This window comes from Robertmurraya sp. GLU-23 (genome assembly GCF_052983275.1).
Genome location: NZ_JBRKCV010000004.1, coordinates 213966 through 228076 on the forward strand (window position 1 = coordinate 213966; position 14111 = coordinate 228076).

Genomic DNA, 14111 nt, shown 5'->3' on the forward strand with positions numbered 1-14111 from the left:
TTATTTTATTGTGGAGATCGTTTTCTTTCTTATCAAGAAAAGACCAAGGCCAGAGAATGCTAGAATGAGACCAAGAAGGATTCCCGTTCCATAAAAACTTGCTGTTTCAGGAAGTTGTGCCACTAGTTCCCCAACATCTGCGACCTTTTCAAAAGCACTCAAAACAAAATCTCCTGAAAGCATGGCGTTTGTTAACTCAACATCTGCGAGCAACTCTCCACTTGAACTATGCAATTGTACAAAGAGAGCGTCACTTGTAAATTCATTCGCCTGTAATAGCTGTTCATACGATATACCTGTTTGCGCTCCAGTTGAATCGACTAAATAAAAGGAAGGAACTAACTGCATAGCGTCCATCATCCTCGCAAACAGGGAAGAGAGCTCTTCTTTTTCAGCATCTGTAAACTCTGAGTCAGAAGCCAACATTATTTCCTCAATTCTTGTATCGATAGCTACCATTTGTTTCTGCATTTCATCCGAATCGATTTTCTCGAGGTGTGTAAACAGTTGGTCAGCTTCGCCCTCTGTGATGCCAATCGACGCTAGAAATTCCTCGAGATCTTTTAATACAGACAGGTGATTTAAATAAAAATCTACCGCTTCTGCTAATTCTTGCTTGGACTCATGTTCCTCAACCGTTGTACCGTATTCAGCCAAAATCACATCCAGTTCTTCTCTGGATAAATCGTAGTCTGCTAATATTTCATTAAGCTCCGTATCCGTTACAGCAGCATGGGCAATCGGAATACCCAATTGCAAAAAAATAAGACCGAAGAAGATAAGCGCACTTATTTTTCTCACTATACTAATCCTCCATTTCGAAAGTATCGATAATGGTATTGTTTGTAAATTTATGAAAAAACATACTCGATTTTCCTAATGGAATGTTATTGTTTGCTAATATTGGAACAAAAAAAAGAGCACCTCATAAAAAGAGGTACCCAAGCTTGTATTATTTGGCTGCCTTACGCGAAAGCTCAGATAAAAAGTCAGCCAACCATACAAGCAATAAATAACAAAAAATAATCAAAGTAATGTCTGAATAATGGAAATAACTCATGCTAAGCTTAAACTGCTGACCAAGCCCTCCTGCACCAACAAATCCTACAACAATCGTTGTTCTCATAATCACTTCCCAACGATAAAGGATAAAGCTTAAAAATTTCGGAAGGACGGTGGGAAGGACACCATATAACAAGATTTGTGCGTGACTCGCTCCTGAAGAGGAAAGATGCCGAATAGGTCTTTCATCAAGATCTTCAATAACCTCAGCACATAGCTTTCCAAGTATACCAAAATTATGAAGGGCTATTGCAACTGCACCCGGAAGGATACCTGGTTGAAAAATAAAAATAATCATCATGGCCCAAATCAGTTCTGGTACCGCTCTACTCAAAATATAGAAAGCTCGAATGAGAGAGAAAGATACCCAATGAAAGGGAGAACGACTCATCGTTAGCTTTCCATTTGCTACATTTCGTGCAGCAGGGACAACCGTGATTAGCATAACAATAGTGGCTATTCCTATAGCAATAATACTCATCATCAGCGTATCATAAGTCAACTGCAGGGTCAGAAGCCAGCTCTGAGACGAAAAAAAGGCAGGAGACTCTTCATCCATTCCAAGTAAGCTTAGGAAAAACTTTTTTGCATACTGACCATTTTCGTCTGTAAACAAAGTAAAAAAAGAGGCATTCTCGACTACATACAAATATATCCAAGACCCCACCACTAATGCAATAGATATTAAAAATGATAGCTGGGAAAAGCGTGAGGAGCGTTTCGCTAGACGAGAACGCCATTGGCTGCTCCATCCGTCAATGACGATCACAATAGCCATTAAAAATAATACAAATGTCCACACTTCTTCGTAATTTAAATCATCCAATGAAAGCTGAATCTGATACCCTAGTCCTCCTAAACCAACAAAGCTCATGACCGCAGAGGAACGAACCGCACATTCGAAACGGTACAGTGTATAAGAAATCATATTTGCTTTCACAAGCGGAAAATAGCCATAAAATAACAGTTGCCACTTAGACGCACCTGTTGACTGTAAAGATTGAATCGGTTCATTTTTTACATCTGACAGCATATCAGCGAAGATCCTCCCTAGAATTCCTCCATATGGAATCGCGATAGCCAAAATAGCTGAGTAAGGTGTTAAACCGAAAGCAGCTACAAACAACAACGCCCAAACTAGCTCATGAATAGCACGAAGGAAACCAAGAAATCCTCGGAAAAAGCTTTTACTCAAAGGCTTCTTAGAGCTTTGTAATACACCTGAAGCCAGCACCCCAAAAACAACAGCAATAAAGATGGCAATTGTCATTCCAGCCACTGCATAGGTAATCGTCACCCAAGCAGAATCAAGGGCGAGGAGAAGAATGTTAGGAGAAAGATCAGGGTGTACCATCGCTTCAATAATTTGGAGGAAGGTTGCACCTCCACCCGGATGAAGAAGCGGCTCCTTCCAATCAATCACACGTAAGCTCCATAAAAATACTAGAACTAAAATAAGAGTGAGAAGGTTTTTTTGTTGAAATCTAAGTCTCTGTTTCATTCGCTCGTCTCCCTCAATTTGTATAACTCTTTGAGGTGACCTTCCGTTAATTGGTCAACAGGAAGATCGAAAACCATTCCACCTTGTCTTAGACCAATGACTCTAGTAAAGTACTTTTTTGCATAATCAACTGAATGAAGGCTCGTAATCAGTGTCTGTTTTTCTTCTTGAACAAGCTTTGTTAATATGTCTAACACATCTTCCGCTCGAGCAGGATCGAGAGAGGCCACTGGTTCATCTGCTAGTATAATTTCAGGCTGTTGCACGAGCAATCTGGCTAATGCCACACGCTGCTGCTCACCACCAGACAATGAAGCGGTTCGCTCAAACATTTTGTGACCCAATCCTACTCGCGAAAGTGCATGTTCGGCCATTTCCTTCTCTTGAGGAATAACTAACGAAAGAACAGATTTGAATAAACTCCAGTCCGCTAGTTTCCCAGCTAACACGTTATGTACGACAGGAAGAGCATTCACTAAATCAAACTGCTGACGAATAACACCAATCTTTTTGGCACGAACTTTGCGATTACGATAAAAGGAGGGAGGTTGCCCATCAATCAAGATGGTTCCCGTTCCACTGACATTTGACAAAGATAGCACATTTAAGAGCGTGCTTTTTCCCGCACCGCTCGGGCCAATTAAGGCAATTCGTTCACCCTTTTTAATGAATAAAGAAAGGGAAGATAAGGCTATCTTCCCGTCAAAAGAGACTGATACATCTTTTAATTCGATGATGTTTTGACTGGTCTCCACATCTACACCTCTATTTAATAATACCGATTTGTTTTGCCACTTTTTCAATGGCTTCGTAGTTTTCATTTTTTGTTGATATAAACTTATCCGTTTGGAAAAGATCCAAAATCGTCTGCTGTTCACTACCCATAGTAAGAATGGCATCTGTTATTTTTTGCTTTACGTCAGAATCGTATCCTTCAAGCGTATTAATTGTCCAGTGATAATCGTAGTAGGCAGGGGTCGTATAAAATACATCCACTTTGTTCGTATCGACTTTTCCTTCTGCTACTGCTGCCTCCCAAACGGCTACGTTTAGAGCACCCGTTTGATAAGCACCTGATTCTACTAGCTTATAAGTTTTATCGTGAGAACCAGAGTAAGATGGTTTGCCGTTAAAATCTAGGTCCGCATCAATGCCTTCTTCCATTAAATAATATCGAGGCATTAAATGTCCAGAAGTGGAGCTTTCACTACCAAAAGTAAAGCTTTTTCCTTTTAAATCACTTAACGATGTTAATCCAAGTTCTTTTTGAGCGATAAAAACAGAGTGGAATTCTTCATCACGAGGTCTTTGAGCGATGGCTTCCGCGTCTGGAACGAGACTTCTTGCTTGAACACCCGTTAAGCCACCAAACCAAGCTAGTTGGATTTCACCTCGTTCAAAGGCCGTTACTAGCGCTGCATAGTCTACGGATGGTACGTACTCGACCTCTAAACCAGTCTTATTAGAAAGATAGTCCGCCACTTCACCCATGCTACGACTTAAAACCGAAACATCTTGGTCTGGAATCGCACCAATTTTTAGGGTTTGTTTGGTTGTTTCTTCTTGCTCAGATGTCTCGTTCTCCTCCACACAACCGCTTAGAAGACCAAGCAGTAAAACAAACGTCAAAAAAGTTACTAATCTTTTCATTTTAGTTCCCCCAAATCTTAGTGAATTTTTATTATGTAGAATAACAATCCTTATTAATACATTTCCTCACGTTATTTAAGTAATCATAAAAAACCTCATTTTCTAATCATACTAAAATTTTAAGTTTTACACTACTGATTTATTGCAAGAGGAATACTTTATCAATTTCGAGAATGTAATTCATACGAAATTTGTCCACGCACTATGCACAACACATTAAAATATGCTAAAGTAAAAACTATAAAAACCTTTATATTTCAACGTTTAAACTACATAACAACTGTCTTTTTCCAGTGGACAGTTGTTTATTCCGAAACAACATCACAAGGGGGATGAATGGTATGTCAAGTAAGAAATTAGCTAAGTTTTTAACTGAAAATCTCGAAGATTTAAAGGGGAAGGGTCTATATAACGTCATTGATCCACTAGAAAGTGCAAACGGTCCAATGATTACAATTAACGGGAAAGAGCTTGTGAATCTTTCATCCAATAACTATCTGGGACTGGCAACCGATTCTCGTCTAAAAGAGGCCGCAACAGAAGCCATTGAAAAGTTTGGAGTAGGTGCGGGTGCTGTACGAACAATCAATGGAACGTTAAAGCTTCACTTAGAACTTGAGGAGAAATTAGCTCAATTTAAGCAAACAGAAGCTGCCATTGCCTACCAATCAGGCTTTAATTGTAATATGGCTGCTATCTCAGGAATTATGGATAAAAATGATGCTATTCTTTCTGATGAATTAAACCATGCCTCCATTATCGATGGCTGCCGCTTATCACGAGCAAAAATCATTCGTTACAATCATTCAGACATGGATGATCTTCGTGCAAAGGCAAAGGAAGCAACAGAGTCAGGACTCTACAATAAGGTAATGGTGATTACGGACGGGGTATTTTCCATGGATGGTGACATTGCCAAGCTTCCTGAAATCGTTCAAATTGCAGAAGAGTTTGATTTAATCTCGTACGTAGATGATGCGCACGGTTCTGGTGTACTCGGAAAGGGTGCAGGAACGGTTAAGCACTTCGGATTATCCGACAAAGTAGATCTACAAATAGGAACTTTATCAAAAGCCATTGGAGTGGTCGGGGGATATGTGGCGGGTAAGCAAGATTTAATAGACTGGTTGAAGGTTCGCAGTAGACCGTTTTTATTCTCCACCTCTTTAACTCCGGCCGATGTGGCTGCAAGTATTCGTGCCATCGAGTTATTAACGGAAAGCTCGGAACTGAACGAAAAGCTTTGGGAAAATGCGAATTATTTAAAAGCAGGCCTTGTCAAATTAGGCTTTAATATCGGCGACAGTGAAACACCAATTACTCCATGCATCATTGGTGAGGAAGTAAAAACTCAGAAGTTTAGTAAACGTCTTTATGAAGAGGGTGTGTACGCCAAATCGATTGTCTTCCCAACCGTACCAAGAGGGACTGGAAGGGTAAGAAATATGCCTTCCGCAGCTCATACAAAGGAGATGCTAGATCAAGCACTTGTCATCTATGAAAGAGTTGGGAAAGAGCTAGGAATCATCTAAGAGGAAGCATAATCGGGAGGAAAAACATGAAACGCATTTTGATAACGGGGGCATTAGGGCAAATTGGGTCAGAGCTAACCGTTAAATTAAGAGATTTATACGGTGCTGACAATGTAGTGGCGACAGATATTCGTAAAAATGAAAGCGAAGTAGCTTTAAGTGGACCATTTGAAGTTGTAGATGTGACAGACGGCGCTAGAATGCTTGATGTTGCGAAGAAGTACAAAACAGATACCGTTATTCACATGGCCGCACTTCTTTCGGCAACAGCAGAAGCAAATCCTGTGTTTGCTTGGAATTTAAATATGGGTGGGTTAATGAATGCTCTAGAAACAGCTCGCGAGACCAAAAGTCAGTTTTTCACTCCGAGCTCAATTGGAGCTTTTGGTCCAACGACTCCGAAAGTAAATACTCCCCAAGACACAATACACCGTCCAACCACGATGTACGGGGTAAATAAGGTCGCGGGTGAGCTGCTTTCTGATTATTATTATCATCGCTACGGAGTTGATACAAGAGGTCTCCGTTTCCCTGGATTAATTTCCTACGTAACAGCACCGGGTGGAGGAACGACGGATTACGCAGTAGAAATCTATTATAAGGCTCTTAAGTTTGGACAGTATACCTCTTATATTAAAGAAGGAACGTACATGGATATGATGTACATGCCGGATGCTTTAAATGCCATTGTTGATTTAATGGAGGCGGATTCCGCCCAACTAATCCATCGAAATTCTTTTAATGTGACAGCTATGAGCTTTGCGCCAGAAGAAATTGCAGCTGAAATTAAAAAGCATATTCCTCATTTCACGATGAAATACGATGTAGACCCTATTCGACAAGGAATTGCTGACAGCTGGCCGGATTCGATTGATTGTACCGCTGCCAGGGAAGAATGGGGATTTAAGGCGGATTTTAATTTAGAGACGATGACCATCGACATGCTGGATAAATTAAGAAAGAAAATCATATAAAGCGGGGAAGGGGCTAACCATGAGGGTAGCCCCCTTATTATTCTTTGGACACAAAAAAGCAGCGAAGGTAGAATTCACTGCTTTTTCAAGACTATTTTACATAAATAAGTTTGTCTTTCTTTTCAACTACTTGACCAATGATAGTATATCGGGAATCAAGTGAGGTATACTTCTCCGCGTCTTCCAATGGAAGGGCAATCAAAAGTCCACCCGATGTAATTGCATCACAAAGGACAAGCTGTTGCTGAATGCTTATGTCTGTTCCATACGCAATATCTTTTTCAAGCCATTTGTGATTGGACTTAGAACCTCCAGGAACAATTCCTTGCTCAGCCAGCTCATATGTACCATTAAGAACTGGTACTTGCTCAAAATCAATTTCAAAACTAACATCACTTCCGCGAGCCATCTCACTCGCATGACCAAGTAGGCCAAATCCTGTTACATCTGTTACGGCATGAGGAGCGAAATCCTTCAATCGTTCACAAGCCTGTTTGTTCAACTCCGCCATAAGCAGGGTAACCGTTTCCTCTTGTTCCTTTGTTACAACAGCCCGCTTAATTCCAGTAGTCATAATGCCAACACCAATCGGTTTCGTCAAGACAAGTACATCACCAGGCTTTGCACCAATGTTTTTCCAAATTTTATTTGGTTCAACGATACCAGTTACTGAAAGCCCAAATTTAGGCTCTTGATCATCAATGGAGTGACCGCCAATCGTTAAGGCACCAGCCTCAACTACCTTATCACTCGCACCTTTTAAGATCTCAGATAAAATTTCGGGTCCCAGCTTTTTGACAGGGTAACCAACAATATTTAATACCGTTTTCGGTGTCCCACCCATAGCGTAGACGTCACTCAATGCATTAGCTGCTGCAATTTGACCAAACATATATGGGTCATCAACAATTGGTGTAAAATAATCAATTGTTTGAATGATGGCTAAAGAATCAGTTAATTGGTACACCCCTGCATCGTCAGACGTTTCATGTCCCACTAATAGCTCCGGTGTTCTTTTTTGTTCAGGTAAAAGGCGCAAAACTTGCGCTAAGTCCTCAGGACCAATTTTACAGCCTCAACCAGCCTTTGTAGAAAGGGAAGTTAGTCGTACTTTTTCTAACTCGCTCATGATTACTCACCTCCAAAAAATAGTATACAACCTAAGCGGAGGAAAAGCACTTTTTTGGTAGTTTTCCCGACAGGAGATTTAAGAATTTCGTAACCTTGCTAAAACTAGCAACCCTGTAATAAAATAGTATTATCACAAAGAAATGAAAGTTTTGTGAAATCTTTCTGCTGAAAATGGAGGAAGCTACGATGTCTTTTGAGGTAAAAATTGAATTTTGCATGATGTGAAACTACGCACCAAAAGCCGCGAGTTTCGCGGAGGACCTGTTTAATCATTTCCGTAAGGACATTACAAAACTAGAGCTCGTACCTGCATCCGGTGGGGTTTTCGAAGTTACGGTAAATGGTGAAAAGATGTATTCTAAAGTGGAAACGGGCGTATTTCCAAAAAGCCCAGACATTATCGCAAAAATGGAAAGCTAAATATAGCAGTAAAGCCGTCTTGTAATAGAGACGGCTTTTCATTTTTTTAAAAGAGAGGCTACCTCTTTATCTCTATTAGACGATCTACCGGTGCTAACGTTTTTTCCTTATCAATAGAAATCTCAAGTACTTGATCGATTTTGTACGCAACAACCTCATGGGCTCTCACATCAAATGGCCAATCCACCTTCCTAGTTCGTATCTTTCCGCTACAATTGACAGTAATAATAACCGTATTCTCCTGAAGGAAAACGGTTGTTTCAATGGATTGTTCAGGAATATCTGCTTCGATAATAAACTGTGTTCCTGATTCAAATATATCTATGCGAAAGGCAGTTTCGTCTAAAAAAGTTGTAAGCGGGTCCAAAAATAAGGCTTCTAACCATTTGTCGATTGACCGGGAGTCAGAATTCTTTTTTGAAGATGTCATCGCTGTGTTCCTCTCATGTAGTTGATAACTGTTATTATCGTATGAGAATTTTTTCTAACGGTGAAACATGTTATACTAAACAGGCAAAATAAGGGCTGGAGGGTTAATTTTGAAGGAGTTTGTACGATATATACCACCGATTCATGAGCTTCAAAAAGACGTTCGTTTTTCTACACTCACACAAGCATACGGAATTGACAGAAACGAAATAAGTCTGATTTTAAAACATGTCGTCAATAGCATTCGCGAGCAATTACTATCTGGTTGCTGGGAAGGGGATTTACCGGGATCTCAACCATTTATAGATCAGCTCTTTCAAGAAACAGAATCTGAACTAATACACGCTTATCAATATACGATTAAAAGAGTCATTAATGCCACTGGAACCATCTTACATACAAACCTAGGCAGAGCGCGCCTCAGCCAGAACGCTATAAATCATGTCATTCAAACCGCCCAAAACTACTCTAACCTCGAATACAAGTTAGCAGAAGGAGAAAGGGGCTCCCGACATGATCATGTAGAAGAGCTTATTAAACGATTAACTGGAGCAGAAGCCGCAATGGTCGTAAATAACAACGCAGCTGCGGTTTTTCTCATTCTACGTGCGCTAGCATTTCAAAAAGAAGTGATCGTATCAAGAGGACAACTGGTTGAAATAGGAGGTTCCTTCCGTATTTCCTCCATTATGGAAGAGAGCGGCGCAAAGCTCGTAGAAGTGGGAACAACAAATAAAACACATTTGTATGATTTTGAAAATGCTGTTAGTGAAGACACAGCGATGATTATGAAGGTACATACAAGTAATTTTAAAGTGATTGGATTTACAAAGTCAGTAGAAACATCCGATTTAGTGGATTTAGCAAAGAGTCATAAATCTGTTATTTTTTACGAGGATTTAGGTAGCGGTGCACTATACGACTATAGTCAGCACGGAATAGGGGAAGAACCTGTTGTGTCTGATGTTCTTAAACAAGGAGTAGACCTTGTTTCATTTAGTGGGGATAAGCTACTTGGTGGGCCACAAGCAGGGATCATTGCTGGTAAAAAGATATTAATCGACCAGTTAAAAAAACATCAACTTGCTCGCGTGCTACGAGTGGATAAAATGACATTAGCAGCACTTGAGGGGACTTTACTAGATTATAGTAAAGGGAAAGAAGCAATACAATCCATTCCTGTAGTACGAGATCTACTTGCCACAGAAAAAGAGGTACAAATACGAACCCACCAGTTTATCGACCGGCTAACACAACAAACAAGCGGCTATACAGTGACCAGCAAGGAGGCTACTAGCCAAGTAGGCGGAGGAACGATGCCAGACGTGGAGCTTGCTACTGAAGTTGTTCACATCAAAAGTGAGTCCATGACTGCAGATACACTAGCTAATCGTCTACGAACCGAAAATACTCCTCCTATTGTGGCACGTATTCAAAAGGATGAACTGCTATTGGATTTACGAACGGTGACAGTAGAAGAAGAAGATATGATTATTGATGCGCTAGTTTCCGTTGATAAGATGCTATCAAAAGAGCTGTAGGGAGTTTCCTACAGCTCTTTAATTTCTTACATATCATGTCCCGAGTTATGCTTTTGTCTCGTATGGTTACGGTTTTTCACCTTTTTTGAACCGCTTAGTGGCTCTGGTTGGCTACCGTTATTGTGACCTTTTGGTGCATTTTTACGCATGTCTTTTCCGTCATTTTTGTTCATTTTCATCCCTCCTATTGATAGGATGGAATCCGCAAGATTTTTTATACCGAATATTTTTATCGTTACCTGCACAATTTAACCTCAAGCAAATAAAGAAAGGAGAGGCTTACATGCCATATAAAGAGGACAAACAACATGCATTTTTAGCTGCACAGCAAGGCGTTAATGAAGCGCAGGAGCTGTATAACGATATTGTTCAAGACAGTGCTAGCTATGGACATCAGTTAAAGCACTTGAAAAAAGAGGTAAACGAAGCGTATGCCCAAATAGAAAATGCACTTGAGGTGGCGTCTGAAACCCAAAGAGCACAGCTGGAAAGATTTCAACAAGATTTACAATCGATTGTCTCAGAAGTAAATATGACTGAGTAACATAGATAAGCTGACTCGAGATAATCGAGTCAGCTTTTTGCACTATTGATTTTTCTTCCTCTTTTTATTATTTTTCTTTTGCATCTCGGTTAAAGGTTCGTTTGAAAATTCCTCATTATAACCAGTACCAGCTCCTTGAGCGCTAGCTGCGTTCGTGGTTGGGATTATATGGTTTGCTTTTCTTTTTGCCATTTCTATCACCTCCACTGATATTTTCACCAAAATGATATGGATCATACTGATAACGCTATCAAATCCCCTCAAGTGTAAATAAGGTCACTATTTTCCCACCATAGCTTTACCTAAAACCTTTTTACTTCGAATAAAAAGTGTCACATCCATGAATTCAAGATTTCAATGATACTAAACAAGGCAATAGAAAATAACATAAGCTCAACTTATCAAAAACAATAACTTTCTTGTTATTTACTTATATAAAAGGTTGTATTAAGATAATATTGAAAGAAAAGTTTGAAGAAAATTCATTTTATTCACTTTTCAACTATCAATCTATTGGTATATGAACATTGTAATGGGGGTAAATCATATGTCTAATCAAGATGTATTCCAATCCCGTAAGTCCTTTGAAATCGACGGGAAGCGCTATCACTACTATCATTTAGGAGCTTTAGAAGAAGCTGGAATTGGGAAAGTTTCTAACTTACCATACTCTATTAAAGTATTGCTAGAGTCGGTTCTTCGTCAGTATGATGGCCGTGTTATTACAAAAGAGCATGTTGAAAACTTAGCAAAATGGGGAACAAGTGATGTAAAAGAAGTAGATGTACCTTTCAAGCCTTCACGTGTTATCCTACAAGACTTCACTGGTGTTCCAGCAGTTGTTGACTTAGCATCATTAAGAAAAGCAATGGCTGATCTTGGTGGAGATCCAAACAAAATAAACCCAGAAAAACCAGTTGACCTAGTTATTGACCACTCTGTACAGGTTGATAAATATGGTACAGCTGATGCACTTCAAGCTAATATGGATCTTGAATTTGAACGTAACACAGAGCGTTATCAGTTCCTTAGCTGGGCTCAAAAAGCATTTGATAACTATCGTGCCGTTCCTCCAGCTACAGGTATCGTTCACCAAGTTAACCTTGAATTCTTAGCAGGCGTGGTTTTAACTAACCAAACTGCTGATGGCGAATTCGAAGCATTCCCAGATACATTAGTTGGAACGGATTCACACACAACGATGATCAACGGTATCGGTGTTCTTGGATGGGGTGTAGGTGGTATTGAAGCAGAAGCAGGAATGCTTGGTCAACCTTCATACTTCCCAGTTCCTGAAGTAGTTGGGGTTAAATTAATTGGAGAACTTCCAAACGGTGCAACAGCTACTGACCTTGCCCTTAAAGTAACACAAGTTCTTCGTAAGCAAGGGGTAGTTAATAAGTTCGTTGAATTCTTCGGACCTGGTGTAGTTTCTTTACCTCTAGCAGACCGTGCAACGGTTGCTAACATGGCTCCAGAATACGGTGCAACTTGTGGTTTCTTCCCAGTAGATGGAGAAGCATTAGAATATATGCGTTTAACTGGACGTACAGAAGAGCAAATCAAGCTTGTTGAAACATATTGCCAAGCAAATGGTTTATTCTTCGATCCAGAATTAAACCCTGTTTATACAGATGTAGTTGAAATTAATCTTGCTGACATTGAAGCGAACCTTTCTGGTCCAAAGCGTCCACAAGACTTGATTCCTCTATCTCAAATGAAAAAAGAATTCAATGAAGCCATTACTGCTCCTCAAGGCAACCAAGGCTTCGGTTTAACAGAGTCTGAAAAAGACAAAGAAGTAACCGTTACTTTCGACAATGGCGACACGACTGTTATGAAGACGGGCGCTGTGGCAATTGCGGCAATTACGAGCTGTACTAATACTTCTAACCCATACGTATTAGTAGGGGCTGGCTTAGTGGCGAAAAAAGCAGTTGAGCTTGGTATGGAAGTACCTAAATTCGTTAAAACATCTTTAGCACCTGGATCAAAGGTTGTAACAGGTTATCTTTCAGATTCTGGCTTACTTCCTTATCTTGATCAATTAGGGTTCAACCTAGTAGGATACGGATGTACGACATGTATCGGTAACTCTGGACCTTTAAAGGATGAAATTGAAAAAGCAGTCGCAGAAAATGACCTGCTAATCACATCTGTTCTTTCTGGTAACCGTAACTTTGAAGGACGTATTCACCCACTAGTAAAAGGAAACTACTTAGCTTCACCACCACTAGTTGTGGCATATGCACTTGCTGGAACAGTAGATATCGATCTTCAAAACGATGCAATCGGAAAAGATCGTAACGGCAATGATGTATTCTTTAAGGACATTTGGCCAACTACTGCTGAAGTAAATGAAGTAGTAAAACAAACGGTTACACCTGAACTATTTAGAAGAGAATATGAAAATGTCTTTGATGACAATGCTCGTTGGAACGAAATCCAAACTAGCAATGATTCTTTATACACGTTTGATGATACTTCAACATATATTCAAAACCCACCGTTCTTCGAAGGCTTAAAGCCAGATCCAGAAGAGGTAAAACCTTTAGGTGGATTGAAAGTAGTAGCGAAGTTTGGTGACTCTGTAACAACCGACCATATTTCTCCTGCTGGTGCAATCGGTAAAAATACACCTGCTGGAAAATACCTACTTGAAAACGGAGTGGAAATTCGTGATTTCAACTCTTACGGATCTCGTCGTGGTAACCACGAAGTAATGATGCGTGGAACATTCGCAAATATCCGTATCCGTAACCAAGTGGCTCCTGGTACTGAAGGTGGATTTACAACTTACTGGCCAACTGGGGAAGTAACATCTATCTATGATGCATGTATGAAGTATAAGCAAGACGGAACAGGCCTAATTGTTCTAGCAGGTAAGGACTACGGAATGGGTTCTTCACGTGACTGGGCAGCAAAAGGTACAAACCTTCTTGGAATCAAAACCGTTTTAGCTGAAAGCTTTGAGCGTATTCACCGTTCAAACCTTGTATTAATGGGTGTTCTTCCACTTCAATTTAAAGATGGAGAAAACGCTGATACACTTGGACTAACTGGTAAAGAAACAATCGACGTTCAAGTGGATGAAAATGTAAGACCACGTGACCTATTAAAGGTTACAGCTACTGCGGAAGACGGAAGCAAAAAAGAATTCGAAGTCCTCGTTCGTTTCGACTCAGAAGTAGAAATTGATTACTACCGTCACGGTGGAATTTTACCAATGGTTCTTCGTGAAAAATTACAAAACTAATTACTCAGACCGTGTAGCATTTAGCTACACGGTTTTTTTATAAAAAATAGTTGCTCAAATACAGAATATTG

Annotated in this window: 13 protein-coding genes and 1 pseudogene; 6 read left to right on the top strand and 8 right to left on the bottom strand. The window is 40.0% G+C overall.

The window, feature by feature from the left end:
- From ACVBAX_RS10145 to ACVBAX_RS10160, 4 genes are all read right to left on the bottom strand, one after another.
- The gene (locus ACVBAX_RS10145) at positions 1-801 is read right to left on the bottom strand and encodes a processed acidic surface protein (protein WP_447116919.1); all 801 of its coding nucleotides are present in this window, start codon (positions 799-801) and stop codon (positions 1-3) included.
- Between the two features lie 151 nt (positions 802-952).
- Positions 953-2563, bottom strand: a complete 1611-nt coding sequence (locus tag ACVBAX_RS10150; protein ID WP_447116920.1) for a PhnE/PtxC family ABC transporter permease — start codon at positions 2561-2563, stop codon at positions 953-955.
- Positions 2560-3318: a phosphonate ABC transporter ATP-binding protein gene (locus ACVBAX_RS10155; protein WP_447116921.1), complete on the bottom strand. Its 759-nt coding sequence runs from the start codon at positions 3316-3318 to the stop codon at positions 2560-2562. Before ACVBAX_RS10155 ends, ACVBAX_RS10150 begins: the two co-directional genes overlap by 4 nt.
- Positions 3319-3328: 10 nt before the next feature.
- The gene (locus ACVBAX_RS10160; RefSeq protein WP_447116922.1) at positions 3329-4213 is read right to left on the bottom strand and encodes a putative selenate ABC transporter substrate-binding protein; all 885 of its coding nucleotides are present in this window, start codon (positions 4211-4213) and stop codon (positions 3329-3331) included.
- A 341-nt stretch (positions 4214-4554) separates the two neighbouring features.
- Here ACVBAX_RS10160 and ACVBAX_RS10165 point away from each other — a divergent pair, with 341 nt between their 5' ends.
- Complete coding sequence (locus tag ACVBAX_RS10165) at positions 4555-5745, top strand: glycine C-acetyltransferase (protein ID WP_447116923.1); 1191 nt, start codon at positions 4555-4557, stop codon at positions 5743-5745.
- A gap of 26 nt (positions 5746-5771) precedes the next feature.
- Positions 5772-6719: an L-threonine 3-dehydrogenase gene (locus ACVBAX_RS10170; RefSeq protein WP_447116925.1), complete on the top strand. Its 948-nt coding sequence runs from the start codon at positions 5772-5774 to the stop codon at positions 6717-6719.
- 91 nt (positions 6720-6810) lie between these two features.
- Here the strand turns inward: ACVBAX_RS10170 and selD are convergent, their stop codons facing one another.
- Positions 6811-7848: a selenide, water dikinase SelD gene (selD, locus tag ACVBAX_RS10175; protein ID WP_447116926.1), complete on the bottom strand. Its 1038-nt coding sequence runs from the start codon at positions 7846-7848 to the stop codon at positions 6811-6813.
- Between the two features lie 239 nt (positions 7849-8087).
- Between selD and ACVBAX_RS10180 the strand changes: the two are divergent.
- Positions 8088-8270 (top strand): annotated as a pseudogene (locus ACVBAX_RS10180) (Rdx family protein); the annotation flags it as partial.
- Between the two features lie 58 nt (positions 8271-8328).
- On the opposite strand, the gene ACVBAX_RS10185 reads toward ACVBAX_RS10180, so the two are convergent.
- Entirely contained in the window at positions 8329-8700 is a 372-nt protein-coding gene (locus tag ACVBAX_RS10185; protein ID WP_447116927.1) for a hypothetical protein, read from the bottom strand.
- Between the two features lie 109 nt (positions 8701-8809).
- On the opposite strand from ACVBAX_RS10185, the gene selA reads away from it, so the two are divergent.
- Positions 8810-10240 (top strand): L-seryl-tRNA(Sec) selenium transferase, encoded by a 1431-nt coding sequence (gene selA, locus ACVBAX_RS10190; RefSeq protein WP_447116928.1) that lies wholly within the window; start codon positions 8810-8812, stop codon positions 10238-10240.
- Positions 10241-10266: 26 nt separating this feature from the next.
- Here the strand turns inward: selA and ACVBAX_RS10195 are convergent, their stop codons facing one another.
- Positions 10267-10413: a small acid-soluble spore protein P gene (locus ACVBAX_RS10195; protein WP_119708486.1), complete on the bottom strand. Its 147-nt coding sequence runs from the start codon at positions 10411-10413 to the stop codon at positions 10267-10269.
- 110 nt (positions 10414-10523) lie between these two features.
- Between ACVBAX_RS10195 and ACVBAX_RS10200 the strand changes: the two genes are divergently transcribed.
- On the top strand, positions 10524-10784 hold the full coding sequence (locus ACVBAX_RS10200; protein WP_119708487.1) for a hypothetical protein: 261 nt from the start codon (positions 10524-10526) through the stop codon (positions 10782-10784).
- A gap of 42 nt (positions 10785-10826) precedes the next feature.
- On the opposite strand, the gene sspO is transcribed toward ACVBAX_RS10200, so the two are convergent.
- On the bottom strand, positions 10827-10976 hold the full coding sequence (gene sspO / locus ACVBAX_RS10205; protein ID WP_430774319.1) for a small acid-soluble spore protein O: 150 nt from the start codon (positions 10974-10976) through the stop codon (positions 10827-10829).
- Between the two features lie 355 nt (positions 10977-11331).
- On the opposite strand from sspO, the gene acnA reads away from it, so the two are divergent.
- Positions 11332-14040 carry an aconitate hydratase AcnA gene (acnA, locus tag ACVBAX_RS10210; protein ID WP_447116929.1) on the top strand — a complete coding sequence of 903 codons (2709 nt, stop codon included), beginning with the start codon at positions 11332-11334 and terminating at the stop codon, positions 14038-14040.
- Positions 14041-14111: the final 71 nt, after the last annotated feature.

What these genes read in the sequence shown, in the direction of transcription:
- ACVBAX_RS10150 (WP_447116920.1), bottom strand. Translation starts at nt 2,563, where the DNA reads ATGAAACAGAGACTTAGATTTCAACAAAAAAACCTTCTCACTCTTATT.
- ACVBAX_RS10160 (WP_447116922.1), bottom strand. Translation starts at nt 4,213, where the DNA reads ATGAAAAGATTAGTAACTTTTTTGACGTTTGTTTTACTGCTTGGTCTT.
- ACVBAX_RS10165 (WP_447116923.1), top strand. Translation starts at nt 4,555, where the DNA reads ATGTCAAGTAAGAAATTAGCTAAGTTTTTAACTGAAAATCTCGAAGAT.
- ACVBAX_RS10170 (WP_447116925.1), top strand. Translation starts at nt 5,772, where the DNA reads ATGAAACGCATTTTGATAACGGGGGCATTAGGGCAAATTGGGTCAGAG.
- ACVBAX_RS10185 (WP_447116927.1), bottom strand. Translation starts at nt 8,700, where the DNA reads ATGACATCTTCAAAAAAGAATTCTGACTCCCGGTCAATCGACAAATGG.
- ACVBAX_RS10195 (WP_119708486.1), bottom strand. Translation starts at nt 10,413, where the DNA reads ATGAACAAAAATGACGGAAAAGACATGCGTAAAAATGCACCAAAAGGT.
- ACVBAX_RS10200 (WP_119708487.1), top strand. Translation starts at nt 10,524, where the DNA reads ATGCCATATAAAGAGGACAAACAACATGCATTTTTAGCTGCACAGCAA.
- sspO (WP_430774319.1), bottom strand. Translation starts at nt 10,976, where the DNA reads ATGGCAAAAAGAAAAGCAAACCATATAATCCCAACCACGAACGCAGCT.
- acnA (WP_447116929.1), top strand. Translation starts at nt 11,332, where the DNA reads ATGTCTAATCAAGATGTATTCCAATCCCGTAAGTCCTTTGAAATCGAC.